Source organism: Kribbella sp. NPDC051770, assembly GCF_040681455.1.
GTDB lineage: Bacteria > Actinomycetota > Actinomycetes > Propionibacteriales > Kribbellaceae > Kribbella.
Map to the genome: position 1 here is coordinate 229,658 of NZ_JBFAYT010000005.1, position 25,025 is coordinate 254,682.

Genomic DNA, 25,025 nt, shown 5'->3' on the forward strand with positions numbered 1-25,025 from the left:
CCTGTGACCTCCGAAGAACCCGCCCTCTGGAGCATCTCCCGCCGTCGCGCCCTCCAACTCAGCGGCGGCGTGGCCGCGGCCGGCTCGCTCCCGATCGCAGCAACCACCGCCGAAGCCGCCGCGCCCGACCAGCTCGGTGCCGGTCACCACGCCACCCTGACCGAAGGCACCAACCTGATGGCCGCGGTCTCCCCCGACGGCCGTCGCCTCGCGTTCGACCTGGTCACCGCGATCTGGGTCACCCCCGCCGCGGGCGGCCGCGCGACCCGGCTGACCGACGACCTGCAGGACGCGACCCGGCCGCGCTGGTCGCCGGACGGGAAGCGGATCGTCTTCCAGTCCTACCGCGACGGCAACTTCCACCTGTGGACGATCCAGCCCGACGGCCACGGCCTCCGCCAGCTGACGCAGGGCCGCTTCGACCACCGCGAACCGCACTTCACCCCCGACGGCCGCGCGCTCGTCTTCTCCTCCGACCGCGGCGGCAACGGCAGCTACGGCATCCACCGCCTCGATCTCGCGACCGGCGCGATCGTCGCGCTCACCGACGACCCGAGCGAGGAGGCCGAGCCGACCGTCTCCGCCGACGGGCGCAAGCTCGCGTTCACCACCGACACCGCGGCGATCGTCGAGCTCGACCTGACCACCGGCGTACGGCGTACGGTCGTCGCGGCCACAACCGGGACGACGGTGTTCGGCCCGGCGTACGGGCCGAACGGCGAGCTCGCGTACGTGCGGCTGACCGGCCCGGCCTCCGATCTGATGGTCGGCGACCAAGCGGTCACGAACGGGAAGGATGTCTTCGCCGTCCCGCCGTCGTGGTCTACCAGCGGCGAACTGTTCTTCACCGCCGACGGCCACGTGCTAAAGCGACCTGGCACCGTCATCCCGTTCACCGCCGAAGTGCCCGTCACCTCCAAACGCCCGCGCCCGAAGCGCCCCGACCTCGAGTCCACCAAACCCCGCGCGGTACAGGGCATCGCGAGCCCGACGGTCTCCCCCGACGGCCGCTGGCTCAGCTTCCGCGCCCTGAACGCGCTCTGGCTGGCCCGCACCGACGGCTCCGGTACGCCGCGCAAGATCGTTGCCGACGGCTACTTCAACTCCGACCCGGACTTCTCCCCCGACGGCCGCAAGCTGCTCTACGCCAGCGACCGCGACGGCACCGCCGACCTCTGGCTGCACGACCTTGCCCAAGGCACCGACACCAAGCTGTCTTCGTTGCCCGGAGCCCAGACCGCTCCGCGCTTCTCCCCCGACGGCAAGCAGATCGCCTACCAGGACCAGGACGGCGTCGCCTGGATCCTCGACCTCGCCTCGCAGCAGGTGCGGCAAGTCTCGCCGACGCTCTTCCAGCCCGGCCGGGTCAGCTGGTCCGCCGACGGCCGCACGCTCGTGCTCGCCGCGGTGAAGCCGTTCTCGAAGCGCTTCCGCGAGGGCACCAGCCAGCTCCTGTACGTCGACGTCGCCACCACCGCCTTCGAGTACGCCGAACCGATGCCGTTCCGCTCGCTCGCGACCCGCGGCGACGACGGCCCGGTCTTCTCCCCCGACGGCCGCCGGCTCGCCTTCGTCGTCGAGAGCCTGCTGTACGTCGTACCGGTCGACAAGCGCGGCCGCTTCACTGGCAAGCCGCAGGCGGTCACCGACGAGGTCACCGACTCGCCCGTCTGGCAGGACAACCGCACGCTGCTCTACCTGAACAACGGCCGGCTCCGCCGGACCGACGTCACCGGCGCCCGCCCGAGAACGGTCAAGCTCGACCTCACCTGGCAGCGCGCCAAGATCAACCAGCACCTCACCATCCACGCCGGCGCCCTGTGGGACGGCCGCGCGCAACGGCTGCGCGACGACGTCGACGTGATCCTCGACGGCGCCAAGATCGCCGCCGTCCGTCCGCACCGAGGCCGCGCAGACGTCGACGCGTCAGAGCTGACCGTGATGCCCGGCCTGATCGACGCGCACAACCACTGGCACCTGCGCGGCCGGGCCTGGGGTGCGCGGCAGGGCAACCTCTGGCTGGCGTACGGGATCACGAGTACGCGCTCTCCCGGCGACCCGGTCTACCAGATGCAGGAGACTCGGGAAGCGCTCTCTCACGGATCTCTGACCGGCCCCCGGTACTTCGCGACCGGTGAGGCGATCGACGGCTCGCGGGTCTACTACAACTTCATGCGCCCGACGCTGTCGCTGCGCCAACTCGGCCTCGAGCTCGACCGGGTCGAAGGCCTCGGCTACGACCTGGTGAAGACGTACGTCCGGCTCCCGATCGAGTACCAGCGCCGCGCGATCGCGGCCGTGCACCGGCTCGGCCTGCAACTCTCGTCGCACTACCTCTACCCCGCCGAGCACCTCGGCATGGACGGGATGGAGCACACCGGCGCAACGAACCGGCTCGGCTACTCGCACACCGTCAGCCGGCTCGGCCGCGCGTACGCCGACGTCGTCACGCTCTTCACCCGCGCCGGCCTCTCGGTCACGCCGACGCTGTTCAACTCCACGATGGCGCACGTCGACGACCCGTCGCTGCTCACCGATCGCCGGACCACGACGCTCTTCCCGGCCTGGGAGTACGCCGCCCTGCAGAGCGAGGTCAGTACGGCGTCCGGCCCGGCCGGGGTCACCACGCGCGAACTGCTGCGCGGCAACGTCGACATGGTGCTCCGGATCCACCGCGGCGGTGGTCTGGTGATCGCCGGCACCGACGCGCCGCTGGACAACGTCGCGGTGTCGCTGCACGCCAATCTGCGCTCGATGGTCGCGGGCGGCTTCACGCCGTACGAGGCTCTGACGACGGCGACCCGGAACCCGGCCCGCTGGCTCAACCTGGAGGACAAGCTCGCGGTGGTCGCGCCGGGAGCGCAGGCCGACCTGTCGTTCGTCCGGGGCAACCCGCTCGACGACATCCGGCACGCGGCCGACGTCCAGCAGGTGATGGTCGCCGGACGGCTGCACACGGTCGACGAGCTACTCGCGCCGTACGCCGCAACTGCGCGCGTCAGCGCCGGGCCGCAACCGCTGAAGCGCGACCAGGCCCACGCGCACGACAGCGAGTACTGGTGGCACGAGCCCGAATGGCTGCACCGGGCGTGCTGTGAAGGCTAGAAGGGAAGCTTCGGCTGCGGAGGTGCGTGCGTCGGGTCGACCCCGTCGAACAGGCTGCTGACCGATTCGCCGTCGTGGATCCGCTGGATCGCGGCGGCGAACAGCTTCGAGACCGAGCTGACCTGCAGCTCGGGGAAGCCGTCCGGTCGCGGGACCGTGTCGGTGCTGATCACCTCGGTGATCGACGGGTGCGAGCGCAGCCGCTCGACCGCCTTGCCCGCGAACAGGCCGTGCGTGCAGGCGACCGCGGCCTGCGTGCAGCCGAGGTCCTTGAGCCGGTCGAGCAGCTCGATGATCGAGCCGCCGGTGGCGATCTCGTCGTCCAGGATGATCGCCTTCTTGCCGGCCACGTCGCCGACGATCGCGTCGATCACGACGCGGTCGTCGGCGAGCCGCTGCTTGCTCCCGGCCGCGACCGGCAGCCCGAGCAGGCGCGCGAACTGGGTCGCGGTCTTGGCGTTGCCGAGGTCCGGGCTGACCACGACCGTGTTGGTCAGATCAGTGCCGCGGAAGTGATCAGCCAGTACGCCGATCGCCGTCAGGTGGTCGACCGGCACCGAGAAGAACCCGTGCACCTGCGGCGCGTGCAGCGCCATCGTCAGCACCCGGTCGGCCCCGGCCGCGACCAGCAGGTCGGCCACCAGCCGCCCGCCGATCGAGATCCGGGACGCGTCCTTCTTGTCCGACCGCGCGTACGCGTAGTGCGGCATCACCGCGGTGATCTGCTGCGCCGAGGCACCGCGGGCCGCGTCGATCATCAGCAGCAGCTCCATCAGGTGCTCCTGCGTCGGCGGCACCAGCGGCTGCACGATGTAGACGTCGCGCTGCCGGCAGTTCACCTGCAGCTGCACCTGAAGGCAGTCGTTGCTGAACCGGTGGATCTCCACCGGCGACAGCTCGACGCCGAGATCGGCGCAGATCTGCTCGGCAAGACCGGAATGGGCACTCCCGCTGAACACGACGATCTCTCGCACGGCTCTCCCCGAACGCTGTGACCCCGACGGGTGGGAGCTTACCCGCAGCCGCTCCCGGTCACTTGGTGGCGTGCAGCGCCACCGCCTGCCGGGCCCGCTCGAGCGGCGCTTCCCGCTCCGCCCACAGCGACCACGCCCCGCTGTTCCTGACCCGGCCGCGGTAGCTGCCGCTGCGGAGCGACTTCAGTTCGCTGTGGTTGATCGCGTCGGCACCGCGCTCGTCGTACTGGATCTTGTGCTGCGCGTTGACCCCGAGGCCGGACCCCTCGCTCACCGTGTTGTCGTCGAACGACGACACCACCGTCCAGTCCGTCCCCATCGCCGACTTCGACGGCGTCTCGGGGAGATCCTTCAGGAACTGGCTGCCGGCGGTCATCTGAGTGCACTGCCGGTGCTTGTCGTAGGCCACCTTGCACGCTGCGAGCTCCGCCGAGTTGGCGCCGTCGTGCGGTGTGCCGAGCGTGACCACGTCCTCGACGAACAGGTACGGCGGGAAGCCCTCGGTGCCTCGGTGCGTGTGGTAGAGCGCGGACCGGACCACCAGGCCGCCCATCGAGTGAGCCACCACGTCGACCTTCCGGCCGTGCCGGGAGTAGCCGGTGTAGATCCGGTTGGCGAGCGCCTTCGCGATCGTCGTGATCGACGTGTCCCGGTCACCGTTGTACTTGTAGGTGCAGTTGGACCCGCCGGCGTAGTAGCCGAACGTGACGATCCCGCCCCGCCAGCCCTTGTTCTTGAAATGGGTCCGGGCGCTCGACCAGTACGACGCGCAGTCGGTGCCCGGCTTCTCCCCGCTCGGGTCGAACCCGTGGACGAGGAACAGCGTGTTGCTGCTGCCGTTGGACCGGGACGGCACATCCACGGCCGCGGCCGGAGAGGCAGTGAGGACGACACTCGCTGTGGACAGCAGGGCGGTGAGGATCAGGGCGGTTGTTCGCCGGGCTCGTTGCATGGCCGTACCCCTTCGCGGACGGGCACCGGACTGTGCCCCACGGAGGACGCACGCTAGTGAGCGCTCCGATCGAACCGCTGCCCGTACTCCGCCCGTACCGGGGGCGTCAGTGCAGCAGGCCGGCGATGGTCTCGGCGGCCTTGCGGCAGTCCTCGGCCGAGGCGTCCAGGTGCGTGACCACGCGGAGCTGGGTCGCGCCGACGCCGCCGACCAGGACGCCGGCCTCATTCGCGCCCGCGACGACCTCGCCGACCGTGCGGCCGGTGGACGCCAGGTCGGCCACGACGATGTTCGTCTCGACCTGGTCGGGCTTGACCGAGCCGGGCGCGGCGTCGGCGAGGATCTCGGCGATCGCCTTCGCGTTCGCGTGGTCCTCGGCCAGGCGCTCGACGTTGTGCTCGACGGCGTACAGACCGGCTGCCGCGAGCACGCCCGCCTGCCGCCAGCCGGCGCCGAGCCGCTTGCGCCAGACCCGGGCCTCGCGGATCAGCTCGGCCGAGCCGGCAACCACAGAACCGACCGGCGCACCCAGGCCCTTGGACAGGCAGACGCTCACCGCCGCCGCCCGCGACCCGTACGCCGCCATCGGTACGCCGGTGGCGACCGACGCGTTCCACAGCCGGGCGCCGTCCAGGTGCAGCGGCAGCTCAGCCGCGTCGAGCAGGTCCGCCAGCGCGTCGTACGAGTGCTGGATCGAGCCGCCGCCGAAGTTGTGCGTGTTCTCGACCGAGACGGCCGCGGTCTGTACGAAGTACGGGCCGAGGTCGGGCGCGATCAGCTCCTGGATCTGGTCCAGGTCGATCCGGCCGTCCGGGGTGTTCCAGGTCCGGGTGGTGACCCCGCTGACCGCGGCGTGCGCGCCCAGCTCGGCGCGCGCGATGTGCGCCCGCGACTCGCAGAGCACCTCCGAGCCCGGCGGCACCAGCGCGCGGACGCCGAGGATGTTGGCCAGCGAACCGGTCACCACGAACAGCGCCGCCTCGTGCCCGAGCAGGTCCGCGACCCGCTCCTCGAGGGCGCCGATCGTCGGGTCCTCGCCGTACACGTCGTCGCCGACCGGGGCGCTCGTCATCGCCGCCAGCATCCCCGCCGACGGCCGGGTCACGGTGTCGGAACGCAGATCGATCACAGAGGTCTCCAGAGTCAGGCTTGGGCGCCGCGGAGCCGCTCCGCGACCAGGAACGCGAGCTCGAGCGACTGGTGCCGGTTCAGGCGCGGGTCGCAGGCCGTCTCGTACCGGTTCACCAGGTCCTCGGCGACCAGCTCCTCACCGCCGCCCAAACACTCGGTGACATCGTCGCCGGTCAGCTCGACGTGCAGACCACCGGGCCAGGTCCCGACCTGCTCGTGGGCGTCGAAGAAGCCCTGCACCTCGTTGACCACGTCGTCGAAGTTGCGGGTCTTGTAGCCGTTCGGGGTCTCGAAGGTGTTGCCGTGCATCGGGTCGCAGACCCAGGCGATCGGCGAGCCGTGGTCGCGGACCGCCTCCAGCAGCGGCGGCAGCCCGTCGCGGATCTTGCCCGCGCCCATCCGGGTGATGAAGGTCAGCCGGCCCTCGATGCCCTTCGGGTTCAGCTTGTCGATCAGGGCGCGGATGTAGTCCGGCGTCGTGGTCGGGCCGATCTTCACACCCAGCGGGTTCGACAGCGAGGCCAGGAACTCGACGTGCGCGCCGTCCAGCTGCCGGGTCCGCTCGCCGATCCAGAGCAGGTGCCCGGACACGTCGTACGGCTGCTCGGTGCGGGAGTCGATCCGGGTCAGCGCGTGCTCGTACTCGAGGATCAGCGCCTCGTGCGAGGCGTAGAAGTCGACGGTCCTGAACTCGTCCGCGGTCGCACCGCAGGCGCGCATGAACGCGAGCGCGCGCTCGATCTCCGAGGCCAGCCGCTCGTACTTCTGCCCGACCGGCGAGGACCGGACGAAGTCGGTGTTCCAGGCGTGCACCTGGTGCAGGTCGGCGTACCCACCGGTGGTGAACGCGCGGGTCAGGTTCAGCGTCGCGGCGGCGGCGTTGTAGACCCCGCGCAGGCGCTGCGGGTCCGGGATCCGGGCCTCGGAGGTGAACTCCAGGCCGTTCACCGCGTCCCCCCGGTACGTCGGGAGCGTGACGCCGTCGCGGGTCTCCTCGCCGGAGCTGCGCGGCTTGGCGTACTGGCCGGCGATCCGGCCGACCTTCACCACCGGCACGCTGGCGGCGTACTGGAGCACGACCGACATCTGCAGCAGCACCCGGAGCTTGGCCCGGATGTTCTCGGCGGTGACGCCGTCGAACGTCTCGGCGCAGTCGCCGCCCTGGAGCAGGAACGCCTCGCCGCGGGCGACCGCGCCGACCTTGTCGGTCAGGTCGTCGCACTCACCGGCGAACACGAGCGGCGGCAGCGTGCGGAGCTGGCCGATCACCTGCTCGAGCGCTCCCTGGTCCGGCCACTCCGGCTGCTGGAGCGGCTTCAGTCCCCGCAGCTCGTCCAGGCTGGGCACACCCGGCACCACGCCCTCGTTCAACGTCGCGAATTGCATACGCCAACCATATTCGAGGCCCTGTGACGCCTGCGCAGGCGTCTCACCCCAGCGAGCTCAGATCCGGCGGTACGTCGACCGCGTGCGCGCGCAGCACCTCCAGCGGGACCGTCTCCAGCGCCCGCCGGTGCGTCGAGGCCAGTACGACGGGAGCCGCGACACCCGCGTGGTACGCCTGCAGCCAGCGCGCGGCGACCACGCACCAGCGGTCCCCCGGCTTCAGCCCGGCGAAGCCGAGCCCGGGCCGCGGGGTGGTCAGGTCGTTGCCGACCGACTCCTGGTGGGCGAGGAACTCCGCCGTCATCACCGCGCAGACGGTGTGGCTGCCCAGGTCCTCGGGGCCGGTGCTGCAGCAGCCGTCGCGGAAGAACCCGGTCACCGGGTCCAGGCCGCACTCCTCCAGGTCACCACCGAGCACGTTCCGGTCAGTCTCCACACCGGACATCCTCGCTCACCGGAGCACCGGACGGGTGTGTCTGGCAATTCCCGCCGTAGCGAGCAGGTGCTCGGTGCGGTAGCTCGGAGTGCTGGAGGGAAGCCCTCGATGTTTTTCCATCGTGGGCTTTTCTCCAGTGCTCCGAGGTGCCGTGCCGAGTGCCGCGCAGTAGGCGGGAATTGCCAGACACACCCGCGGTCAAGAGGCCTTGGTGTCGTCCAGGCGGGGCTTGAGGTGGTCGTCGATCTTCTCGCCGGCCTTGAGCAGTTCCTTGGCCTTCTCGGCGTACATGTCGACGTACTCCTGGCCGGACAGCTCCATCATCGCGTACATGATCTCGTCGGTGACCGAGCGCAGCACGAACCGGTCGCGCTCCATCCCCTCGTACCGGGAGAAGTCCAGCGGCTCGCCGATCGCGACGCCGGGGCGGACCAGCCGCGGGAAGCGGCGGCCGGGCTCCTTGACCAGCCACTTCGGGATCACCGTGCCGGGCGGGTTCACCTTCTCGGTGTCGATCATCGCGACCGGGATCACCGGGACGCCGGCGACGATCGCCATCCGGGCGACCCCGGTCTTGCCCTTGTAGAGCCGGCCGTCGGGCGAGCGGGTGCCCTCGGGATAGATGCCGAACAGCTCACCCTTGTTCAGGATCTCCAGGCCGGTGTTCAGCGCGGCCAGCGAGGCGCGGCCGCCGGAGCGGTCGATCGGGATCTGGCCGATCGAGCGGAAGAACGTCGCGACCAGCTTGCCCTTCAGGCCGGGGCCGGTGAAGTACTCCGACTTGGCCGGGAAGACGATCTGGCGCGGTACCGCGACCGGCAGGAAGATCGAGTCCGAGAACGCCAGGTGGTTGCTGACCAGCAGCGCCGGGCCGGTCTCCGGGATGTTGTCCAGCCCGGTCACCTTGGGCCGGAACAGCAACCTCGCGAGCGGTGCGACCAGGAACCGCCTGATGAACATGTAGAGCACGTGCTTCCACCTCCACCACTCGGCCAGCTCCAGTGTCCCGCATCGGCAGGCACAGCGCACCCCGCCGGGGAGGACCTTACGTTCCACCTTCCTCCACAAGCAATGTCACCGCCAGGGAATGAGGGGGTTGCGCTCCGTGTTTGTCTGTGGTTACAGACTGGGTCACGTCACCGAACCGACACCCTGGTCGGGGTGGGCGCCGGGCCGGACGGCTGCGACCATTACGACTCAGGCAACACGCGAACCGCTAGGAGCAGCTGTGCCCGTGCAAGCCCACGCGGAGGAGTTCCGCAGCCCCGGCTCCGGCCCGAACGCCGCGACCGGGATCCTGCTCAGTCACGGTTTCACCGGGTCGCCGAGATCGATGCGCCCGTTCGCGGAGCACCTGGCCGCCGAGGGGTTCGGCGTCGCCGTCCCGCGGCTGCCCGGGCACGGCACGCACTGGCGCGAGGCCAACACCACGACCTGGCACGACTGGTACGCCGTACTCGACAACGAGCTGGCCCGGCTGCGCAAGGAGCACGACCGGGTCTTCCTGGTCGGCCTGTCGATGGGCGGCTGCCTGGTGCTGCGGCTGGCCGAGGAGCACGGCGCGGACATCGCCGGGCTGATCCTGGTCAACCCGTCGGTGCAGACCGACGACAAGCGGCTCGCGCTGCTGCCGGTGCTGCAGCGGTTCGTGCCGTCGTTCCCGGGGATCTCGAACGACATCAAGAAGCCCGGCGTCGACGAGGGCGCGTACGACCGGATGCCGCTGCGCGCGCTGCACTCGCTGTCGCAGCTGTGGAAGGTCACCCGCGACGACTTGGCGAAAGTCACGCAGCCGGTGCTGCTGTTCCGCAGTACTGTCGATCACGTCGTCGAACCGAGCTCCGGGCGGACGGTCCTGTCCCGGATCTCGTCCCGCGACGTCACCGAGACCCTGCTCGAGGACAGTTACCACGTGGCCACCCTGGACAACGACGCACCACGCATCTTCGCCGACGCGACCACCTTCGTCCGCCGGGTCACCGCCGATGCGTGACAACGGCCTGACCGCCGCGACCTACACGTCGCTCGGCGGCATCGACCCGCTGGTCACGACGCCGGTCCTGAAAGCACTGGCCGACGCCGGCATCGCGGCGTACTGCTCGCCGCCGGAAGCGGACGAAGTCGCTGCCGCCGACGAGGCCACGACTCCGACCGGCTCGGGAGCAGTGGGTTCGGCGAGCGCCGGCGACGAGGCGACGACGCCGCCGAAGGCGAGTGCGACGGACGCGGGCGAGGACACCCCCTCCCCCTCAGCACCCGCCAAGGCTCAAGTCCCCGCCGGGTTCGAGGAGATCTTCGTCGACTCGGATGCCACCGACAAGGCCCGCGGCGTGATCGACCGCAGCACCGAGGACGCCGAGTGGGCCTCACTCGTCGAGCAGTTCAACGCGCCCTCCGCGCCCGGGCACGACGTGCCGCCGGTCCCCCGGTGGCCCGCCAGCGAGGACGTCGACGAGAACTCCTACGAGCCGCTGATCGACGTACCGGCCGGGCTGGTCGTCGGCGACACCGACGAGGAGCCCCCGAAGGAGCCGCCGCCGCGCCGCTCCGACGACCCGCACGACCACTACGTCCCGCCGGAGCCGGCCCGCGGCCCCAAGCTCGACTGGATCAGCCGGGCCGCCTGGCTCGGGCTGATCGGCGGCCCGCTGCTGCTGATCCTGGCCGCGGTGCTCGACTTCGGCACCGGCCGGATCACGCTGCTCGGCGTCGTCGGATTCATGGCCGGCTTCCTGACCCTGGTGATCCGGATGAACGACCGGCTCCCGCCCGAGGACACCCCGGACGACGGCGCCGTCGTCTGACGCCGTACCAGCCAAACACTGGTCTCTCCGCTCGGCTAGAGTGCGGATCGTCGGACAATCCGACACCCCCGCTGAGGAGGAGGCATCCCGTGCAGGTCACCGAGACGGTCGAGATCACCGGCCACCTGATGGACTCCGGGCTGCTGTCCCGGGTCCTCGACGACATCCGCGGCTACGGCGGCGAGTACACGCTGGACAAGTTCGACCTCGGCTACGACAAGGACGACCCCTCGACGGTCCGGATGACGGTCGGCGCCGAGGACGAGGAGTCCCTGCAGCGGCTGCTGATGCGGATCCAGACCAAGGGCGCGAACCTGGTCAACCCCGGCACCGCCGAGATCACCGAGGTCGAGCAGGACGGCGTCTTCCCCGACGGCTTCTACTCGACCACCAACCTGCCGACCAGCGTCCGCCTCGACGGGCACTGGATCCAGGTCAGCAACCCGGAGATGGACTGCGGTCTGCTGGTCGAGAACGGTACGGTCCGGACCATCCCGATGTCGGAGGTGAAGGCCGGGATGCGGGTCGTCACCAGCGCGCAGGGCGTCAAGGTCGCGCCGCCGATCGTGGCCAGCACCGAAGAGGCGTTCGGCTTCATGGAGTCCGACGTCTCCAGCGAGAAGCCGCAGCGGGTGCTGGTCAAGCAGGTCGCCGACGGGATGCGCGAGGCGAAGGCGAACGGGCAGAAGGTGCTCTGGGTCGGCGGCCCCGGCATCGTGCACACCGGCGCGGCTCCGGCGATGGTCGCGATCGTCGAGGCCGGGTACGTCGACGTCCTGTTCGCCGGCAACGCGCTGGCCACCCACGACATCGAGTCCTCGCTGTACGGGACGTCGCTCGGCGTCGACCTGGCCCGCGGCCGCGGCGTCGAGCACGGCCACGAGCACCACATCCGCGCGATCAACACGATCCGCAAGTCCGGCTCGATCGCGGCCGCCGTCGAGCAGGGCGTGCTGACCTCGGGCGTGATGCACGCGATGGTGAAGAAGGGCGGCACCTACGTGCTGGTCGGGTCGGTCCGCGACGACGGCCCGCTGCCCGACGTCTACACCGACGTCCTGGCCGGGCAGCGCGCGATGCGCGCCGAGCTGGACGGCGTCGGGTACTGCCTGATGGCCGCGACGATGCTGCACTCGGTTGCGACCGGCAACATCCTGCCGGCCGCCATCCCGCTGACCTGCGTGGACATCAACCCGGCGACGGTGACCAAGCTCGCCGACCGCGGGTCGTCGCAGGCGCGCGGGATCGTCACCGACGTCGGCCTGTTCATCGAGCACCTGGCGCGCGAGTTGTCGCCGACCTACGCCGACACCAAGTAGCCCCGCGGCGGCCTATCGTGGGAGCGCTGCCCGTGCTCCCACGAACAGGAGATCCGATGAGCTTCGAGGCGTTCCTGCGCCGGTTCGAGGACGCCAACACCGCCTTCGTGAACGGGGACGTGTCGCTGTGGATGCCGCTGGTGTCGCACAGCGAGCAGACCTCGATCTTCGGCGGCTTCGGCGGCCAAGAGGTCGGCTGGTCCCAGATCAGCGAACGCTACCCGTGGGCGTCCGCGCAGTTCGCCCCGAGCGGCGCGAAGGTGGAGTTCGAGTACCTGGACAAGCACGCCGGCGCCGACACGGCGTACACGGTGGCGATCGAGCGGTGCACTGTGCGGTACGTCGACCGGCCGGGTGAGCACGAGCACGTGCTGCGGACGACGATGATCTTTCGTCGTGAGGGTGAGGACTGGTTGATCGTGCATCGCCACGGGGACCCGCTCGGGCCGACGGCACCGCCCGCCTAGACGTACGGGTACTGCTTGTCCGTCGACTAGCGCCGCTAGGCCTGCAGCATGCGGCGGACGCCCGGGTCGGCACCCGACGCAAGTACGACGTCGAGGCGGATCTCGTCCCTTTCGCCTTCCAGCCACGCACCGACCGAGCCCGGCCAGCGCTCCCACGGACCGTCCTCGCCCAGGAAGCGTGCCGCGTGGTCCGTCCCGAGTTGCTCGTCGAGGTACATCAGCGCGGCCAGCGCCTGCGGTTGGCACTGGGTCCGCCCGCCGTCCTCCGCGGGCCGTATCAGCAAGGCGCGGTCGAGGTACTCGGCAAGAATCCGAGCATCGTCCTCGGTCCCCAGGCTTGCCAGCGCCGAGCAGTAGTCCCATCGAAGCCCGCAGGGTTCGTCGCCGAGAAGCTCACGCTTGATCACGGGCCGCAGGTCAGCCCTCTGCCCAGCGGCGACGAGCCAGGTCGCAGCCACCAGCTCCCGCCAGCATCCCTCCACCATCAGCCGCTCCAGAGCATCCGCCGGGATGCGCCGGCCGTCGTACCGAAGTCGCCACTGGAACCAGCGCTGCCGCCATCTCGGCAGGACGAACGCCGACCTGCCGGAGAGCTTCAGGTAACGCTGCCCCGGGTACACCCAGCGCCGGGCCAGTCTCAGGTGCTCCTTGCCGAACGGCTCCATCTCCGCATTGTGCCGGAGGTTACGGCGTACCGAGTGATCGGCAGGGCAGGATGGCCCGCATGAGCGAACTGGTGCACCTGGAGTCGGCCGACGGGGTTGCGACGATCACGCTGGACTCGCCGCACAACAAGAACGCGTTGTCGCAGCAGCTGACCGGGGAGTTGCTGGAGCGGCTGGAGACGGCCGGGGCGGATGACGCGGTGCGGGTGATCGTGATCCGGTCGGCGCTCGACGTGTTCTGCTCGGGGGCCGACATGGCCGAGGCGACGTCGGTCGGGATGGGGGTCGGCGCGCAGCGGATGGTGGACGTGCAGCGGGCGATCGTCGCGTGCCCGAAGCCGGTCGTCGCGCGGGTCGCGGGTCCGGTGCGGGCGGGTGGGATCGGGATCGTCGCGGCGGCCGACATCAGCATCGCGGGGAACAGTTCGACGTACGCGCTGACCGAGGTGCGGCTCGGGCTGGCCGCGGCGACGATCTCGCTGACCGTGCTCCCCCGGCTGACCGATCGCGCGGCGTCGCTGACCTTCCTGACCGGCGACGGCTTCGACGGGACCGAGGCCGCGCGGCTCGGGCTCGTCTCGCGGGCGGTACCGGACGAGGAGCTGGACGACGCGGTCGGCGCCGTACTCACGTCCCTGCTGAAGGGTGTGCCGCAGGGGTTGCGGGAGACCAAGAAGCTGCTCACCCGTGAGCTGCTCGCCGATATCGATGCCCGAGGCAAGGATCTTGCCGAGCTGTCGGCGAGTCTGTTCGGCTCGGAGCCGGCCCGCGAGGCGATGCTGGCGTTCCTCAACCGGCGCAAGAAGTAGCGCTTACTGCGATCCGCCGTTGCTGTGCAGGAGTTGCGCGTTCATCCAGCCGCCCTGCGGTGAGCACAGGAACGCGACCAGGTCCGCCGTGTCCTTCGGCGTCCCGAGCCGGCCGAGCGGCGTACCGGCGACCAGCTGCTCGCTCAGCTCCGGGCTGATCCAGCCGGTGTCGATCGGGCCGGGGTTGACCACGTTGGCGGTCAGGCCGAGGTGCTTCAGCTCGTGCGCCGCCGCGAGCACGATCCGGTCGAGCGCGCCCTTGCTCGCGCCGTACGGCAGGTTGTGCACGGAGTGGTCGCTGGTCAGCGCGACGATCCGCCCGGTCCCGTACGGCGCGTCGAACTGCTCCGCGAACGCCTTGACCAGCAGCCAGACCGCCCGCGCGTTCACCGCGAAGTGCCGGTCGAAGCTCTCCACCGACGTGTCGAGAATGCTGCTGTCGACGCTCTCCGCGTGCGCCATCACCAGCCCGCGCACCGGCCCGAGCCCGTCCCGCACCGCCGCGATCAGCTCCGAGGGCGCCGCCGGGTCCTGCAGATCGGCCTCCACCGCCAGCACCCGGGCGCCGTGCCCCTCGAGCACCCCCATGATCTCCGCCCGGGCCTCCGCGTCCGGCCCCCACGGCATCCGCGCGTCGTACCCGGTGAGGTAGCTGAAGGCAACATCCCACCCGGTCGCCGCCAGCCGCTCGGCCAGCCCGGCCCCGATCCCGATCCGCCGCCCGACTCCGGTGACCAGTACGACCGGCCGTCTCGTCTCGCTCATCGCCTCATCCTGTCCGGAACGCTGCTGCTCCGGCAACGCAATATCAGCTGCGTCGACGGCCGGTTCCGCGCGCTGCCGGTTCAGGCGCGCGGCGTGAGCTCGACCAGCAGCGGAAGGTGATCCGAGCCGGTCGCCAGGTCGGCCCGGGTGACGCCGTCGATCTCGTCGAGCGGGATCAGGCGGCCGTCGAGCTCGGGTGACAGGTGGGCGCCGTCGATGCGGCGTTCGGGGTTGTCGGAGTGGAAGGTCGGGCCGGCGTCGACGCCGAGGTCGACCAGGCCTTCCTCGGCGAGGCGCTTCCAGACCGGGCCGTCGGGCTCCTCGTTCAGGTCGCCGACGAGCAGGTACGGGAGACCGAAGGAGCGGCAACCCTTGAGGACCTGCTCGACCTCGTGCTCACGGCCGCGGATGTGCAGGCCGAGATGGCAGACGACGAGCGCCAGCGGGGTCTCGCCGAGGACGACCCGCCCACCGACCGCGCCGCCGGGCAGCTGGGTCGCGATCAGCCGGAACCTGCGCCGGACGAACGGACGCCACACCCGCCAGTGCAGCGACTCGACGACTTCGGTGCTCCCGGCAACCAAGATCGCGTTCCGCGCGGCGGCGGCGACGTACGTCATCCCGAACGACGCCGCCATCGCCCGGCGCTTGCGCCGGGTGCCCCACCAGGTCGGAGCCTCCTGCACGAGCGCGACGTCGGGCGCACAGGCTTTCACCACCCGAGCGAGCGCCTCCCGGTCGTCGCCCCACCGATGGACGTTGTAGGAAAGCACCCGCAACGCGGCCGGGGCCCCGGGGGCCGGCTCGGTCATCGCCTCCCCCACGATCCCCGGCTCATGCCTCGGGGTCGCCCTGCAGCTCCGGCGTCTTGTCCAGCTGCAGCTCACCGGGCTTCAGGTCCGGGTCAGCAGCCGCCCGCATGCCCGTACGGCGACTCGCCGACTTCCGGGCCGCCCGCTCCAACCGCGTCGACCGTCCACCCCGCGCGGCCGCGGTCTTCGCCGTCACCGCCGTCGTCTTCACCCGCACCCGGCGCAGCCACGTCGCCTCCTCGCGCGCGAGGTCGGCCGCGCCGACCATCCCCGCCTCCGGCCCGAGCACCGCGCGCACGATCCGCGCCTCCGGCCGGAACCCGCGCCCGGTCAGCGTCCGCTTGAACGCCTCCCGCGCCGGCGCCAGCAGCAGCTCGCCCGCGTCCGACACCCCGCCACCGATCACGAACGTCCCCGGGTCGAGCGCGGCCGCGAGGTTCGCCAGCCCGATCCCCAACCAGCGGCCGACGTCCTCGAGCAGCTCGACCGCGACCGGGTCGCCGTCCTTGGCCAGCTCGGTGACCATCGGCCCGTTGATCTTCCGCGGATCACCCTCGGCGGCCCGCAGCAGGTTGTGCGCCACCGGCGACCCGGACAGCGCCAGCTCGCGCGCCTCGCGGGTCAGCGCGTTCCCCGACGCGTACTGCTCCCAGCACCCGCGGTTGCCGCACTCGCACCGATGCCCACCGGGAACCACCTGCATGTGCCCGAACTCGCCCGCGATCCCGAACTTCCCGCGCTGCAACGCGCCGTCGATCAGGATCGCACCGCCGATCCCGGTCCCGAGCGTGACGCAGACCAGATGGCTCTCGCCCTGCCCGCCACCGAACCGCCACTCCGACCAGGCCGCCGCGTTCGCGTCGTTCTCGACGACGACCGGCAGCCCGAGCCGGCGCTCGACCGCGTCCCGCAGCGGCTCGTGCCGCCAGGCCAGGTGCGGGGCGAACAGCACCGACGAGCGGGTCCCATCGACGAAGCCGGCCGCGCCGATCCCGACCGCGATCACGTCGTGCCGCGACTCCAGGTCGCGGACGATCTCCGCGATCGCGTCCTCGGTCTCGCGCGGGTCCTTGGTCGGGGTGTCGCGCCGCAACCGGTCCAGGATGTTGCCCTCGGGGTCGACCACCCCGGCGGCCACCTTGGTGCCACCGATGTCGATCCCGATCGTCAGCGCCTGTGTCAGAGCCATCGCACGACCTTTCTCGCCGTACCCCCAACAACGTTCACGTCAAGCCAACCACCTGCAGCCAAGTACGCCGTACGGCAAACTACCCGCACTACCGGTTCTCCACCGGGCGGCGGGCCAGGTCCGCGGCACCGCAGATGCCGGCGTCGTTGCCGAGCTCGGCCATCACGATCGTCGGGTGCGGGCGGTTCGCGCGGGCCGGCAGGTTCTTGTCGAAGGCGACCTGCGCCGACTTCAGCAGCAGCTCCTTGGCGGCGCTCACGCCGCCGCCGATCACGATCGTGCTCGGGTCGAACAGGGTCGCGAAGCTCGCCAGCCCCTCCCCCAGCCAGCGGCCGAGGTCGTCCAGCAGCTCGACCGCGCACGGGTCACCACCGGCCGCGGCCTTGGTGATCATCGGGCCGGTCAGCTCGGCCGGGTCGGTGATGCCGATGACGCTCATCATCTGCGCCGCCGCCAGCGAACCGGACTCGGCCTGCGCGCGCCCTTCACGCACCAGCGCGCGGCCCGACGCGTACTGCTCCAGGCAGCCACGCGCTCCACAGCCACAGCGATGCCCACCCGGTACGACGCGCATGTGACCCATCTCGGCCGCGACCCCGTGGGCGCCGCGCAGCATCTCGCCCGCGATCACCACGCCGCCACCGATCCCGGTGCCGACGGTCACGCAGACCATGTGCTCGACGTCCTTCGCCGCGCCGAACGCGAACTCGCCCCAGGCGGCCGCGTTGGCGTCGTTCTCCACCACGACCGGAACGTTCAGCACGTCCTGGACCCGCTTGCCCAGCGGCTCGTCCCGCCAGGCCAGGTTGGGCGCGAACAGCACGGTCGAGCGGTCCGACGAGACGAAGCCCGCGGCCCCGATCCCGACCGCCTCGACGTCGTGCCCGGCGATCAGCTCGGCGGCCGCGTCGCAGATCGCCTGCGCGGTCGCGTCGACGGAGTCGGCCGGGGTGTCACGGTGCGCCCGCGCCCCGATCGTCCCGTCCGGCCCGACCACCCCGGCCGCGATCTTCGTTCCACCGACATCGATCCCAATGGTCAGTCCCATGGTTCGGGGTCCTCACTCACGTCGATCCGGTCCACCCGGGACCGAGCTGGCCGTTCCTCGTCCTGCTCCCCGGCGGCCCGCGACTCTGCGTCCACCTTCGCCTGCCGCGCCGCCTCGGCCGCGGCCTCCATCAGTCCCCGCACCGCTCCCAGCACCCCAGCCGCCGCGGTCGACAGCTGCTCGATGGTCTCCGGACTGGTGGACCGCACCTTGTTGATCACCTGACAGACCGGGCACCACACACACTCGGCGCCGCGCCCGATCCCGTGCGCGTGATCCGCCTCGGCCGCAGACCCGCCCGCCCCCGCGGTGTTATCCGCCTCGGCACTCTCCTGTTTTTCTCCGGCCGCAGCGGCCTCAGCCCGAGCGGCCTCGTCGGCCGCATCCGCGCCGGCCTCAGCCCGAGCAGCTGCACCACCGAAGTCAGCAGCACCAGCAGCACGCAGTACGGCGAACAGCTTGGCGGCCTCTTCCGCGACCGATCCAACCGGTTCGTGCGGTGTCATCGGGTGCCTTCCGGGATCGGGGTCTCGTCGAGCTCCATCTGCAGCTCCTCGGCCAGGTCCTCGACGGGTCGCGGCAGCGGGTCGCGCGGCGCGAAGCGCACCTGCAGCTTCCCGTCGTCGAGCCGCGCACCGGCGACCACCCCGCGCGCCAACGCAGCGGGCAGCGGAATCACCCGCCGGTACGACCCGACCGTGACGATCAGCTCGTCCCCGTGCCGCGCCAGCTCCAGATCAGCGGCCGAGGCCAGCGGCAACGGGAGCGTCAAGATGTACGTGCGCCCGTCGGTGTCGATGTGCCGGTCGACCAGCAGCGACGTCTCGTCCGACGCCCGCGCGAACGGGTCGTCCCCGCCGTACATCTCGACCGCGAAAGCGGCGAGCTCCTCGACGCCGACCGGCTCGCAGGCCCGGTACGGCGACTCCCAGATCGGCAGCGGGCTGAACGAGTCCTGCACGTCCTCGAGGATCCCCCGCTGCGCGGCCACCCACTGGCGCCGCCAGTTGTCCGCGCCCGCCGCCGGGAACACCCGGTTCGCCACGATGCCGTCCACGCGGTACCCGTACAGCGACAGCGTCGTCATCGACCGCCGCGCCTCGGCAACCACCACAGCCTCCGGCGTCAGCACCAGCCGCACCGAAGCATCAGGCCCGGCCAGCAGCGCGCGGATGTCGGCGAGGTCCTTCTGCAACCGGCGCAACGCGTCGAACACGGTGTCGGACGGCATCGGCAGCCCGGACGCCTTGCCGAGCAGCGGCCGGAACGACCGCAGCACCTTGCGTTCGGCGTTCATGATCCGGTCCATGTACCAGCTCAGCGCCTCCGGCAGCGCGAGCAGCCGCAGCGTCTCGGCGGTCGGCGCGCAGTCGACCACGACGACGTCCCAGCGCCCGGACCGGACGTGGTCGCGGACCTCGAGCAGCGCCAGCACCTCCTCGGCGCCCGGCAGCACGGTCAGCTCCTCGGCCTCCATCGGGTCGACCCCGATGACGCTCAGCACCGAGCGCAGGTAGGCCTGGATGTCGCCCCAGGACCGCTCGAAGCGTTTCTGCGCGTCGATCTGCTGGACGAACAGCAGGTCGTCGATCTCGGTCGGCTCGCCGCCGACCTCGGAGTCGAACGCGTCCGACAGCGAGTGCGCGGCGTCGGTCGACAGCACCAGCGTGCGCAGCCCGCGCAGCGCGGCCAGCGTGGCGGTGCCGGCCGCGGACGTGGTCTTGCCCACGCCACCTTTGCCTGTGTACAGCAGAACCCGGGTCACGGAATCAGGACTCGACGCGCTTCTTCAGCCCCTTGAGGGCCGTGTCGATGATGACCTTCTCCGCCTTGCGCTTGAGCATCCCGATCATCGGGATCGCCACATCGACGGCCAGCCGGTAGGTCACCTCGGTGCCGTCGGCGCCGAGGTCGCGCAGCACGTACGCGCCGTCCATGCCCTTGACCATCTTGGCCTGCACCAGCGACCAGGTCACCTCGTTGCGGGACCAGACGTAGTCCAGCGTGTACTCGTCGGAGATCGCACCGGCGTCCACCTTGAACCGGACCTGCTTGGGCCGGCCGGCCTCGTCGGTCGACAGCACCTCGGTCTCCCGCATCGAGTCCGCCCACTCCGGGTAGGCCTCGAAGTCCGCGATCACCGCCATGATCGCTTTCGGGGTCGCGTTCACGACGATGGTCGAGGTGGTCTGCTCTGCCATCGATTCACCTCTCCGCTGCCGGGACGGTCGCCGGTCCGCGTGCAGGTCCTTCTGCGGTACGGCCGGGTGCGGGGCACCGGTGCCCCTCCCGGAGACTATCGCGGGTTCCCAGCCGGACCTGCGCTCGCCCGCGGCGCGGCCCGTCTCGACTTCGTCCTTGAACCGCCAGATCCGCTCGCGGTAGCGCGCGACGTACGACTCCTGCAGCTTCCGCAACCGCCGTACGCCGGTACGCCGTACTGGGTCGACCCGCAGGTACCAGTGCACGACCACACCGTCGCGGACCTGCTCCAGCCACCACTCCGCCGTACCGATCGCGGCCCCCGTGACGGCCCAGCGGACCCCCTCCAGACCGCGCCGCTCGGACGGGGTCAGGACGAGCTCGGGCCACCACTCGCGCCACAGGGTGTCCGAGCCGAGCCGCTGCGCGACGTAGGCTGGATCTGCGACGACCAGGTCGTCGCAACTGATGTCCAGTGAAGGCATGCGCCTGACCTTAGTTCCCTGGGTCACACTGACCTGGCTACTTGTGGGTAAGTGACTGTAACGTGCGCCGGAACCGACCATCCTGGCCGCCGGCACGACAAGGAGACGCGGATGCGTGAGTACACCGTTCCTGCTGTGATCGACCTTCCGACCACGGGCGGACTGGCCGATCAGGTGTGGGCGAACGCGTCCTCGCACCCGGACACCGCCGTGTTCAGCAAGCGGGTCGAGGGCGGCTGGCTGGACATCACCGCCGCGCAGTTCGCCGACCAGGTCGCGGGCGTGGCCAAGGGCCTGATCGCGGCCGGCGTGAAGCACGGCGACCGGGTCGCCCTGCTGAGCGCGACCCGGTACGAGTGGACCCTGCTCGACTACGCGATCTGGAGCATCGGCGCCGCCACCGTGCCGATCTTCGAGACCTCGTCGGCCTCGCAGATCCAGTGGATCCTGACCGACTCCGACGCGGTCGCCGCGATCGTCGAGAACGCCGCCCACGGTGCCGTCGTCGAGTCCGCGCGGGCCGAGGCGCCGTCGCTGGGCGAGGTCTGGCAGATCGAGTCCGGTGCGGTCGACGCGCTGACCGTGCTCGGCCAGGAGATCAGCGACGCCGAGCTCGACAAGCGCCGTACGGCGGTCGTGCCGGGCGACCTGGCGACGCTGATCTACACCTCCGGGACCACCGGCCGCCCGAAGGGCTGCACGGTCAGCCACGCCAACTTCATGGACGAGCTCGGGACGGCGACCAAGATCCTGCCGAGCCTGTTCCGGCTGGACGGCGCGTCGACGCTGCTGTTCCTGCCGCTCGCGCACGTGTTCGCCCGGATCATCCAGGTCGGCTGCGTGATGATGCGGGTCAAGGTCGCGCACACCGCCGACGTGAAGAACCTGGTCGCCGACCTCGGCGAGTTCAGGCCGACGTTCATCCTGAGCGTGCCGCGGGTCTTCGAGAAGGTGTTCAACACCGCCAGCCAGTCCGCGCACGCGGCCGGCAAGGGCAAGATCTTCGACGCCGCCGCGGAGACCGCGATCGCGTACTCGCAGGCGCTCGACAAGGGCGGCCCGGGGCTGGGCCTGAAGGCCAAGCACGCGCTGTTCGACAAGCTGGTCTACGGCAAGCTGCGCAACGTGCTCGGCGGCCGGGTCGACTACGCGGTCTCCGGTGGTGCGCCGCTGGGCGACCGGCTCGGCCACTTCTTCCGCGGGATCGGCGTACCGGTTCTCGAGGGGTACGGGCTGACCGAGACGACGGCTGCCGTGTCGGTGAACCTGCCGGACGACATCCGGATCGGGACCGTCGGGCGCCCGCTGCCCGGTGTGACGGTCGGCGTAGCCGACGACGGCGAACTGCTCTTCAAGGGCGGCCAGGTGATGTCGGGCTACTGGCGCAACGAGGAAGCGACCAAGGCCGCGATCGACGAGGACGGCTGGTTCCACACCGGTGACGTCGGTGAGTTCGACGCCGACGGCTTCATCAGGATCACCGGGCGGAAGAAGGAGATCCTGGTGACGGCCGGCGGCAAGAACGTCGCCCCCGCCGTCCTGGAGGACCGGATCCGCCTGCACCCGCTGGTCAGCCAGTGCATGGTCGTCGGCGACGGCAAGCCGTTCATCGCGGCACTGATCACGATCGACCCCGAGACCCTCCCCGCCTGGGCCGCCAAGCACGGCAAGCCGACCGACCTCGAGTCCCTGTGCACCGACGCCGACCTGATCGCGGAGATCCAGACCGCGGTCGACGACGCCAACACCGCCGTCTCGAAGGCCGAGGGCATCAAGAAGTTCACCATCCTCCCGACCGACTGGACCCAGGAGAACGGCGAGCTGTCACTGAAGCTGTCGATCCGCCGCCACGTGGTGATGAAGAACCACGCGAACGACGTGGAAGCGCTGTACGCGAAGTAGGTCGGATCGGTACGCCGGGCAGACGCTCCGGCCCGTCGTGCAGGCCCGTGCGGCACGCCGGGCAGCGCCGCGCGGAACGTCGGCGCGGCACGTCGGGGTGGGCCTGCGCGGAACGCCTGGCAGGCTGGCGCAGCACGCCGGGCTATGCCGACGCAGCACGTCGGGATAGCACGCCGGGCAACGCGACCCGGCTCGTTGGGTAGGCCCCGCGCGGAACGCCGGACAGCGTCGCCCGGAACGCGGGGTAGCGTCGCGCGGAGCGCCGGCACGGCACGTCGGGGTAAGCCGGCGCGGAACGCCCGGCCAGCCGACGCAGCACGCCGGGGTGAGGCGACGCAGCACGCCGGCAGCTCGGCGTGGACCGCCGGGCCAGGCCCGGCGGAGCACCTCGGGGTGGGGCTGCTCAGCTGAAGTCGGCCTCCGCGGTGGTCGTCGTACCGGCGGTTCGGCCCGGGGCCTGGTGGTTCTCCCAGTACAGGTTGGTGTGGGCGATCACCAGGTCGGGCGTCGGCGCTCCCCACTCCGAGAGGTTCTCGGTGGTGTGGGCGTCGGCGACCAGGGTCGCGTCGTAGCCGCGGACGATCGCGCCGTGCAGCGTGGAACGAATGCATTCGTCGGTCTGCGCGCCGGAGACGATCAGCCGGCCGATGCCGCGCTCGGCGAGGACCGGCTCGAGATCGGTGTCCTCGAAAGAGTCCGGGTACCGCTTGTGGACAACGGCTTCACCGGCGCCCTGCACCAACTCCGGGACGTACTGCCACTCATCGGTGTCGCGCTTCAGGTGCTCACTGCTGTGCTGCACCCAGACCACCTCGACACCGGCCGCCCGCGCCTTGTCCACCAGGGTCGCGATGTTCGCCACGACGCTGTCACGGTCGTGCGCACCCGCCATCACGCCGTTCTGCACGTCGACGACGAGCAGCGCGGTCTTCGGTCGATCGGTCAGTGTCGTCATGCGTCCTCCCGGTGCTGCCGAACTCGATGCCGCGATGCTAGTTCCCGGCACCGACAATTCGGTGTCGATCCTTTATGGGTCCATTCGACGCCAGGGTGAGAGGCGGATCCAGCCCCGGACCGCCGCAACCTCAGGAGCGACCCGGATGCGACTGACACTGCACACCTTCCTCAGCTACGACGGCGTCATGCAGGGCCCGGGCGGCCCCGAGGAAGACGCGAGCAACGGATTCAGCCAGGGCGGCTGGGTCGTCCCGTACGCCGGGGAGGAGTTCGACGAAATCGTCGACAGCTGGTTCGCCGACGCCGCCGCGATCCTGCTCGGGCGTACGACGTACGAGATGTTCGCCGGCTACTGGCCGCGAGTGGCCGACCCGGACCACCTCGTCGCGCGGAAGCTGAACACGCTGCCGAAGTACGTCGCCTCGCGGACGCTGCGCGCTCCCGCGTGGACCGGTACCACGGTCGTCAGCGGCCTCGACGAGATCCGCGCACTGAAGGACCAGCCCGGCGGCGAGCTGCAGGTGCACGGGAGTTGCGGGCTCGCGCACGAGCTGCACCGGGCCGGACTGATCGACGAGTACCGGCTGATCACGTTCCCGATCGCGCTCGGGCAGGGCAAGCGGCTGTTCGCCGACGGCCTGCCGCCGACGGCGTTCACGGTGCGGGAGTCGCGCCTGACCTCGACCGGGCTGACGTACGCCGTACTGACGCCGACCGCCCTCGCCTCCGGCGGGGAGTACGTGATCGTCGACGGGAAATCGGTGATCAGCTGAGATAAGTGCTCATTGGGTGCGCACTTATCGGGCGCAGGATGGGTTCATCGCCGGTGGACGAGCCACCGGGAGACCCAGGGAGACCCCGATGTTCCGAGGATTCGCCACCATCAGCTTCTACGCCGACGACCTCGCCGCCGCGCGCGACTGGTACGCCGAGGTACTCGGGCAGGAGGCCTACTACGCCTTCCCCGAGGCACCGGCCGCACCGGCGTACGTGGAGTTCCGCGTCGGCGACGACGGCGACGAACTCGGCTTCATCGACCGCAAGTACGCCCCACCCGGCGCGTCCAACGCGCCGGGCGGCGCGGTGATGCACTGGCACGTCGACGACCTGCCGGGAACGTTCGAGCGGCTGCTGGCCCTGGGCGCGACGGAGTACCAGCCGATCACCGCCCACGGCAACAGCGACTTCGCCACCGCGTCGGTCGTCGACCCGTTCGGCAACGTGCTCGGGATCATGCACAACCCGCACTACTTGGAGATCGCCGCAGCACGGCAGAACCACCACTGACCGCCCGCCGAGCGCACCATGGCAGACTGCCCGGCCGGAGCACCCAGCCACAACCGCCGCCCACCTGTCTGGCCATCCGATCCCCGCCTGACCGCCTCGCCCCGCCATCGACTCCCACTCGACCACGCACGCCGGCATCCGCGCACACGTCGTCCGCGTCGAGCCACCGGCAGTCTCCGACAGCATCCCCCACCCGACACCCACTCCCGCCCGGCACCACACCGGACCCGCCCACCCAGCCTGGCACCAGCCCCGCCCACCCGGCCCCGTCTCAGACCCGCCCAGCTCCCCCGCCCCACCTCACGGCAGCCACTCCTCCGCGACCACCCA

General features: G+C 70.8%; 24 protein-coding genes. 9 read left to right on the plus strand and 15 right to left on the minus strand.

Going from position 1 to position 25,025, the window contains the following annotated elements; genetic code table 11:
* Nucleotides 1-3 precede the first annotated feature (3 nt).
* On the plus strand, nucleotides 4-3,105 hold the full coding sequence (locus AB0M01_RS18870) for a DPP IV N-terminal domain-containing protein (RefSeq protein ID WP_363671021.1): 3,102 nt from the start codon (nucleotides 4-6) through the stop codon (nucleotides 3,103-3,105).
* On the opposite strand, the gene AB0M01_RS18875 is transcribed toward AB0M01_RS18870, so the two are convergent.
* From AB0M01_RS18875 to AB0M01_RS18900, 6 genes are all read right to left on the minus strand, one after another.
* Nucleotides 3,102-4,079 (minus strand): ribose-phosphate pyrophosphokinase, encoded by a 978-nt coding sequence (locus AB0M01_RS18875; RefSeq protein ID WP_363671023.1) that lies wholly within the window; start codon nucleotides 4,077-4,079, stop codon nucleotides 3,102-3,104. The genes AB0M01_RS18870 and AB0M01_RS18875 overlap by 4 nt on opposite strands.
* A gap of 58 nt (nucleotides 4,080-4,137) precedes the next feature.
* The gene (locus tag AB0M01_RS18880; RefSeq protein WP_363671024.1) at nucleotides 4,138-5,031 is read right to left on the minus strand and encodes a hypothetical protein; all 894 of its coding nucleotides are present in this window, start codon (nucleotides 5,029-5,031) and stop codon (nucleotides 4,138-4,140) included.
* A gap of 106 nt (nucleotides 5,032-5,137) precedes the next feature.
* Complete coding sequence (locus tag AB0M01_RS18885; protein ID WP_363671027.1) at nucleotides 5,138-6,160, minus strand: GntG family PLP-dependent aldolase; 1,023 nt, start codon at nucleotides 6,158-6,160, stop codon at nucleotides 5,138-5,140.
* A gap of 14 nt (nucleotides 6,161-6,174) precedes the next feature.
* Nucleotides 6,175-7,548 carry a class II 3-deoxy-7-phosphoheptulonate synthase gene (locus tag AB0M01_RS18890; RefSeq protein ID WP_363671029.1) on the minus strand — a complete coding sequence of 458 codons (1,374 nt, stop codon included), beginning with the start codon at nucleotides 7,546-7,548 and terminating at the stop codon, nucleotides 6,175-6,177.
* A 43-nt stretch (nucleotides 7,549-7,591) separates the two neighbouring features.
* Nucleotides 7,592-7,984: a DUF2237 domain-containing protein gene (locus tag AB0M01_RS18895; protein WP_363671031.1), complete on the minus strand. Its 393-nt coding sequence runs from the start codon at nucleotides 7,982-7,984 to the stop codon at nucleotides 7,592-7,594.
* 198 nt (nucleotides 7,985-8,182) lie between these two features.
* Nucleotides 8,183-8,944 (minus strand): lysophospholipid acyltransferase family protein, encoded by a 762-nt coding sequence (locus AB0M01_RS18900; RefSeq protein WP_363671590.1) that lies wholly within the window; start codon nucleotides 8,942-8,944, stop codon nucleotides 8,183-8,185.
* A 268-nt stretch (nucleotides 8,945-9,212) separates the two neighbouring features.
* Between AB0M01_RS18900 and AB0M01_RS18905 the strand changes: the two genes are divergently transcribed.
* From AB0M01_RS18905 to AB0M01_RS18920, 4 genes are all read left to right on the plus strand, one after another.
* The gene (locus AB0M01_RS18905; RefSeq protein ID WP_363671033.1) at nucleotides 9,213-9,977 is read left to right on the plus strand and encodes an alpha/beta fold hydrolase; all 765 of its coding nucleotides are present in this window, start codon (nucleotides 9,213-9,215) and stop codon (nucleotides 9,975-9,977) included.
* Nucleotides 9,970-10,788, plus strand: a complete 819-nt coding sequence (locus tag AB0M01_RS18910) for a hypothetical protein (RefSeq protein ID WP_363671035.1) — start codon at nucleotides 9,970-9,972, stop codon at nucleotides 10,786-10,788. The genes AB0M01_RS18905 and AB0M01_RS18910 overlap by 8 nt, the downstream gene beginning before the upstream one ends.
* Before the next feature lie 89 nt (nucleotides 10,789-10,877).
* A complete protein-coding gene (locus AB0M01_RS18915) occupies nucleotides 10,878-12,107 on the plus strand; it encodes a TIGR00300 family protein (RefSeq protein ID WP_363671037.1) in 1,230 nt (409 codons plus the stop codon).
* Nucleotides 12,108-12,163: 56 nt separating this feature from the next.
* Nucleotides 12,164-12,574 carry a nuclear transport factor 2 family protein gene (locus AB0M01_RS18920; RefSeq protein ID WP_363671039.1) on the plus strand — a complete coding sequence of 137 codons (411 nt, stop codon included), beginning with the start codon at nucleotides 12,164-12,166 and terminating at the stop codon, nucleotides 12,572-12,574.
* 35 nt (nucleotides 12,575-12,609) lie between these two features.
* Here AB0M01_RS18920 and AB0M01_RS18925 read toward each other — a convergent pair whose 3' ends face one another.
* Nucleotides 12,610-13,239 carry a DUF6000 family protein gene (locus tag AB0M01_RS18925; protein ID WP_363671041.1) on the minus strand — a complete coding sequence of 210 codons (630 nt, stop codon included), beginning with the start codon at nucleotides 13,237-13,239 and terminating at the stop codon, nucleotides 12,610-12,612.
* A gap of 59 nt (nucleotides 13,240-13,298) precedes the next feature.
* Here AB0M01_RS18925 and AB0M01_RS18930 point away from each other — a divergent pair, with 59 nt between their 5' ends.
* Complete coding sequence (locus tag AB0M01_RS18930; protein WP_363671043.1) at nucleotides 13,299-14,048, plus strand: enoyl-CoA hydratase-related protein; 750 nt, start codon at nucleotides 13,299-13,301, stop codon at nucleotides 14,046-14,048.
* Between the two features lie 3 nt (nucleotides 14,049-14,051).
* Here AB0M01_RS18930 and AB0M01_RS18935 read toward each other — a convergent pair whose 3' ends face one another.
* From AB0M01_RS18935 to AB0M01_RS18965, 7 genes are all read right to left on the minus strand, one after another.
* Complete coding sequence (locus AB0M01_RS18935) at nucleotides 14,052-14,813, minus strand: SDR family oxidoreductase (RefSeq protein WP_363671045.1); 762 nt, start codon at nucleotides 14,811-14,813, stop codon at nucleotides 14,052-14,054.
* 80 nt (nucleotides 14,814-14,893) lie between these two features.
* Nucleotides 14,894-15,625 (minus strand): endonuclease/exonuclease/phosphatase family protein, encoded by a 732-nt coding sequence (locus AB0M01_RS18940; RefSeq protein WP_363671047.1) that lies wholly within the window; start codon nucleotides 15,623-15,625, stop codon nucleotides 14,894-14,896.
* Nucleotides 15,626-15,647: 22 nt separating this feature from the next.
* Complete coding sequence (locus AB0M01_RS18945) at nucleotides 15,648-16,814, minus strand: ROK family glucokinase (RefSeq protein ID WP_363671049.1); 1,167 nt, start codon at nucleotides 16,812-16,814, stop codon at nucleotides 15,648-15,650.
* Between the two features lie 88 nt (nucleotides 16,815-16,902).
* Nucleotides 16,903-17,862 (minus strand): ROK family glucokinase, encoded by a 960-nt coding sequence (locus AB0M01_RS18950; protein ID WP_363671051.1) that lies wholly within the window; start codon nucleotides 17,860-17,862, stop codon nucleotides 16,903-16,905.
* Complete coding sequence (locus AB0M01_RS18955; protein ID WP_363671053.1) at nucleotides 17,853-18,368, minus strand: hypothetical protein; 516 nt, start codon at nucleotides 18,366-18,368, stop codon at nucleotides 17,853-17,855. Before AB0M01_RS18955 ends, AB0M01_RS18950 begins: the two co-directional genes overlap by 10 nt.
* The gene (locus tag AB0M01_RS18960; RefSeq protein WP_363671055.1) at nucleotides 18,365-19,627 is read right to left on the minus strand and encodes an ArsA family ATPase; all 1,263 of its coding nucleotides are present in this window, start codon (nucleotides 19,625-19,627) and stop codon (nucleotides 18,365-18,367) included. The genes AB0M01_RS18955 and AB0M01_RS18960 overlap by 4 nt, the downstream gene beginning before the upstream one ends.
* Before the next feature lie 4 nt (nucleotides 19,628-19,631).
* Nucleotides 19,632-20,549 (minus strand): SRPBCC family protein, encoded by a 918-nt coding sequence (locus AB0M01_RS18965; protein ID WP_363671057.1) that lies wholly within the window; start codon nucleotides 20,547-20,549, stop codon nucleotides 19,632-19,634.
* Between the two features lie 111 nt (nucleotides 20,550-20,660).
* On the opposite strand from AB0M01_RS18965, the gene AB0M01_RS18970 reads away from it, so the two are divergent.
* A complete protein-coding gene (locus AB0M01_RS18970) occupies nucleotides 20,661-22,451 on the plus strand; it encodes an AMP-dependent synthetase/ligase (protein WP_363671059.1) in 1,791 nt (596 codons plus the stop codon).
* A gap of 403 nt (nucleotides 22,452-22,854) precedes the next feature.
* Here the strand turns inward: AB0M01_RS18970 and AB0M01_RS18975 are convergent, their stop codons facing one another.
* The gene (locus tag AB0M01_RS18975) at nucleotides 22,855-23,406 is read right to left on the minus strand and encodes an isochorismatase family protein (RefSeq protein ID WP_363671061.1); all 552 of its coding nucleotides are present in this window, start codon (nucleotides 23,404-23,406) and stop codon (nucleotides 22,855-22,857) included.
* Nucleotides 23,407-23,551: 145 nt separating this feature from the next.
* Here AB0M01_RS18975 and AB0M01_RS18980 point away from each other — a divergent pair, with 145 nt between their 5' ends.
* Nucleotides 23,552-24,181 carry a dihydrofolate reductase family protein gene (locus tag AB0M01_RS18980; RefSeq protein WP_363671063.1) on the plus strand — a complete coding sequence of 210 codons (630 nt, stop codon included), beginning with the start codon at nucleotides 23,552-23,554 and terminating at the stop codon, nucleotides 24,179-24,181.
* A gap of 88 nt (nucleotides 24,182-24,269) precedes the next feature.
* Nucleotides 24,270-24,695: a VOC family protein gene (locus tag AB0M01_RS18985; RefSeq protein WP_363671065.1), complete on the plus strand. Its 426-nt coding sequence runs from the start codon at nucleotides 24,270-24,272 to the stop codon at nucleotides 24,693-24,695.
* Nucleotides 24,696-25,025: the final 330 nt, after the last annotated feature.

Coding starts and splice junctions, on each gene's coding strand:
- AB0M01_RS18880 (WP_363671024.1), bottom strand. CDS start 5,031: ATGCAACGAGCCCGGCGAACAACCGCCCTGATCCTCACCGCCCTGCTG.
- AB0M01_RS18890 (WP_363671029.1), bottom strand. CDS start 7,548: ATGCAATTCGCGACGTTGAACGAGGGCGTGGTGCCGGGTGTGCCCAGC.
- AB0M01_RS18900 (WP_363671590.1), bottom strand. CDS start 8,944: ATGTTCATCAGGCGGTTCCTGGTCGCACCGCTCGCGAGGTTGCTGTTC.
- AB0M01_RS18910 (WP_363671035.1), top strand. CDS start 9,970: ATGCGTGACAACGGCCTGACCGCCGCGACCTACACGTCGCTCGGCGGC.
- AB0M01_RS18920 (WP_363671039.1), top strand. CDS start 12,164: ATGAGCTTCGAGGCGTTCCTGCGCCGGTTCGAGGACGCCAACACCGCC.
- AB0M01_RS18925 (WP_363671041.1), bottom strand. CDS start 13,239: ATGGAGCCGTTCGGCAAGGAGCACCTGAGACTGGCCCGGCGCTGGGTG.
- AB0M01_RS18930 (WP_363671043.1), top strand. CDS start 13,299: ATGAGCGAACTGGTGCACCTGGAGTCGGCCGACGGGGTTGCGACGATC.
- AB0M01_RS18935 (WP_363671045.1), bottom strand. CDS start 14,813: ATGAGCGAGACGAGACGGCCGGTCGTACTGGTCACCGGAGTCGGGCGG.
- AB0M01_RS18940 (WP_363671047.1), bottom strand. CDS start 15,625: ATGACCGAGCCGGCCCCCGGGGCCCCGGCCGCGTTGCGGGTGCTTTCC.
- AB0M01_RS18945 (WP_363671049.1), bottom strand. CDS start 16,814: ATGGCTCTGACACAGGCGCTGACGATCGGGATCGACATCGGTGGCACC.
- AB0M01_RS18950 (WP_363671051.1), bottom strand. CDS start 17,862: ATGGGACTGACCATTGGGATCGATGTCGGTGGAACGAAGATCGCGGCC.
- AB0M01_RS18955 (WP_363671053.1), bottom strand. CDS start 18,368: ATGACACCGCACGAACCGGTTGGATCGGTCGCGGAAGAGGCCGCCAAG.
- AB0M01_RS18965 (WP_363671057.1), bottom strand. CDS start 20,549: ATGCCTTCACTGGACATCAGTTGCGACGACCTGGTCGTCGCAGATCCA.
- AB0M01_RS18970 (WP_363671059.1), top strand. CDS start 20,661: ATGCGTGAGTACACCGTTCCTGCTGTGATCGACCTTCCGACCACGGGC.
- AB0M01_RS18975 (WP_363671061.1), bottom strand. CDS start 23,406: ATGACGACACTGACCGATCGACCGAAGACCGCGCTGCTCGTCGTCGAC.
- AB0M01_RS18980 (WP_363671063.1), top strand. CDS start 23,552: ATGCGACTGACACTGCACACCTTCCTCAGCTACGACGGCGTCATGCAG.
- AB0M01_RS18985 (WP_363671065.1), top strand. CDS start 24,270: ATGTTCCGAGGATTCGCCACCATCAGCTTCTACGCCGACGACCTCGCC.